Raw genomic sequence first — 2,337 nt, 5'->3', positions numbered from 1 at the left:
CAGCGGATTAATTCCTCGCTCTCCGCGCCATATGCACTCCGCGACGCTCGTCCGGGCTTGCCTCCACGGCTGGCATTTGCCGTGCCGGCGCGCCTAAAAGGCCGCGCGCCGCGCCGCCTGTTTTCGCAATCTCCGGCAAGACTTTTGTCAATTGGACTTATGGCGGAAGCGCTCGTCGATTGTTTCCGTTTTTTTTGCAAACCGCCCCACTAAATTGACGTTACCAAATCAGTTTTTTCTGTGCGTTGTGGCCAAGGCGTTTCGGCGGGGGCGACCGGAGTGCATATGGCGCGGAGAGCGAGGAATTAATCCGCTGGTGGAGCTGAGGAGGATCGAACTCCTGACCTCGTCATTGCGAACGACGCGCTCTCCCAGCTGAGCTACAGCCCCGTCCAGCGGATGGGCGCATTTATCGGGCGCTGCGGTTTCCTGTCAAGGCGGAGGTTTGCCGAAATCCAGTGGCTGGCAGCCGTACCGGCGCACCGTGGCAGGCGGCCCTTGCCGGTTTCGCGTGCAATGGCTACATGTCGGCAACAATTGGAGACCGGCATGCTCGCCCTCATTCAGACAATCGTCATGGCGCTCGACCTCTACTGGTGGATCATCATCGCATCGGCGATCTTTTCCTGGCTTTACGCCTTCAACGTCGTCAACTCGCGCAATCAGTTCGTCGGTTCCATCGGCAACATGCTCTATCGGCTGACCGAACCGGCGTTGCGGCCGATCCGCCGTTTCATGCCGGACCTTGGCGGCATCGACATCTCGCCGATCATCCTGCTTCTGATCCTGTTCTTCCTGCGGCAGTTCATATTGACCAGTGTGGCGCCTCTGGTCCTGTGAGCCCGATGATCGTATGAGCGCGCCGTTTCGCCTGCGCGATGATGGTGTCGACGTGTTTGTCCGGCTGACGCCGAAGGCTGCGCTGGACAGGCTCGAAGGCATCGAGACCACGGCGGACGAGCGAAGCCATCTGAAAGCGCGCGTCCGCGCCGTGCCGGAAAACGGCGCCGCCAATCATGCGCTCGAAAAGCTGATTGCCAAGGCGATTGGCGTGCCGGGGTCCGCCGTCTCGGTTGTCGCCGGCGGCACGGCGCGGCTGAAGACCGTGCGCATTGAAGGCGATCCGGAGACGTTGGCGAAAAGCATCGAGGCGCTCGGCCATCAGGCCTGATGTCCTTGCCGGAGGGTCAATCCCCCAGCGGCAAACGCGGATCGTCAACTTTCAACGTGTTGACGCTCTGCTTGATGCGGCGCAGATTTTCCAGAACCCTTGGTCCGCGCGTCTCGGCGACCGAGGTGACGATCATGTCGACGATCGACAGCAGCGCATAGCGCGACGATGTCGGCTTGTAGATATTGCCGTCTTCCAGCGACTGGAAATGGATGACCGTGTCGGCGACCTTGGCGAGCGCGGAGTCCGGCGGGGTGATGGCGATCGTCGTGGCGCCATATTGCTGGGCGACCTGCACCGCATCGATGACCGATCGTGCATAGCCGGAGACGGAGAAGGCGATCAGCGTGGTGTCGGGGGTGGCGACGGCGGCGTACATGCGTTGCAACTGTCCGTCGATTTGCGCCAGCACCGACACGCCAAGCCTGAACAGCCGGTTCTGCATTTCGGTCGCCATCATCGACGAAATGCCACCGGAGCCGATGCACAGCACATTGCCGGAAACCGCGATGCGTGCGGCGACGGCGACCAGCGTCGTCATGTCGAGGTTTTCGCTGGCGCGCTGGATGGCCGATATCGCCGCTTCGGTGATGGCGGAAGCGATGCGCTGTTCGCGGGCATCGCGGCTCAACGGCTCCGGCGACAGATACTGGCCGCCGATGGCGATGGCTTGCGCCAGATAGAATTTGAAGTCGCGCAGGCCCTCGCAGCCGAGGTTGCGGCAGAACCGCGTCACCGTCGGCTCGCTGACACCGACGCGCGCGGCAATTTCCGAAATCGCCGCCTTGGAAACGAAGTCGAGGTCTGCCAGCACGAAGCCGGCCAGCTTGCGATCCGACTTCGTTCCGTCCTGCGACATCAGCTGCAGGCGCGTGATGATGTCGGCCGGCGTCTTCATGCTGATATTTTCATAGAGGCAGGCCCGTCGCCTTGTCGAACAGATGGATGTTGCCGGGATCGACCGAGACCGGCAGCAGGTCTCCCGGCCTGACCGGCACCCTGTCACGGAACACGGCGCGTACCGTATCAGCACCGATAGCGCCATAGACATGTGTTTCGGAGCCGGTGGGCTCAACGACATCCACCCTGATCGCCATCGCGTCGACAGCCTCGCCGATGACAAAATGCTCGGGCCGGATGCCGGCCTCCACCGCGCTGTCCGGCGG

The 2,337-nt window shown here is 62.3% G+C and carries 5 protein-coding genes and 1 tRNA gene; 3 read left to right on the top strand and 3 right to left on the bottom strand.

Going from position 1 to position 2,337, the window contains the following annotated elements; genetic code table 11:
* A partial coding sequence (locus tag EN884_RS39140; RefSeq protein ID WP_206617710.1) for a hypothetical protein occupies positions 1 to 213 on the top strand: 213 nt, incomplete at its 5' end.
* 101 nt (positions 214 to 314) lie between these two features.
* On the opposite strand, the gene EN884_RS33340 is transcribed toward EN884_RS39140, so the two are convergent.
* Positions 315 to 390 (bottom strand) — tRNA-Ala (locus EN884_RS33340).
* 159 nt (positions 391 to 549) lie between these two features.
* On the opposite strand from EN884_RS33340, the gene EN884_RS33335 reads away from it, so the two are divergent.
* Together EN884_RS33335 and EN884_RS33330 are read left to right on the top strand one after the other, a co-directional pair.
* On the top strand, positions 550 to 840 hold the full coding sequence (locus EN884_RS33335; protein ID WP_013528977.1) for a YggT family protein: 291 nt from the start codon (positions 550 to 552) through the stop codon (positions 838 to 840).
* A gap of 13 nt (positions 841 to 853) precedes the next feature.
* Positions 854 to 1,171 (top strand): DUF167 domain-containing protein, encoded by a 318-nt coding sequence (locus EN884_RS33330; RefSeq protein WP_063169480.1) that lies wholly within the window; start codon positions 854 to 856, stop codon positions 1,169 to 1,171.
* Between the two features lie 16 nt (positions 1,172 to 1,187).
* Here the strand turns inward: EN884_RS33330 and EN884_RS33325 are convergent, their stop codons facing one another.
* Positions 1,188 to 2,069: a MurR/RpiR family transcriptional regulator gene (locus EN884_RS33325; protein WP_013528979.1), complete on the bottom strand. Its 882-nt coding sequence runs from the start codon at positions 2,067 to 2,069 to the stop codon at positions 1,188 to 1,190.
* Between the two features lie 10 nt (positions 2,070 to 2,079).
* Positions 2,080 to 2,337, bottom strand: a 258-nt coding sequence (locus tag EN884_RS33320) for a TOBE domain-containing protein (RefSeq protein WP_128361019.1), incomplete at its 5' end; no start/stop codon positions are given.

Source organism: Mesorhizobium sp. M7A.F.Ca.AU.001.01.1.1 (assembly GCF_004022735.1).
GTDB classification, from domain to species: Bacteria; Pseudomonadota; Alphaproteobacteria; order Rhizobiales; family Rhizobiaceae; genus Mesorhizobium; species Mesorhizobium ciceri.
Note: the sequence above shows the minus strand (reverse complement) of the source record. Positions and strands in the feature narration are given on the sequence as shown.

Bases quoted from the DNA above. Each gene is read 5' to 3' on its own strand.
- EN884_RS33335 (WP_013528977.1), top strand. From the start codon at position 550: ATGCTCGCCCTCATTCAGACAATCGTCATGGCGCTCGACCTCTACTGG.
- EN884_RS33330 (WP_063169480.1), top strand. From the start codon at position 854: ATGAGCGCGCCGTTTCGCCTGCGCGATGATGGTGTCGACGTGTTTGTC.
- EN884_RS33325 (WP_013528979.1), bottom strand. From the start codon at position 2,069: ATGAAGACGCCGGCCGACATCATCACGCGCCTGCAGCTGATGTCGCAG.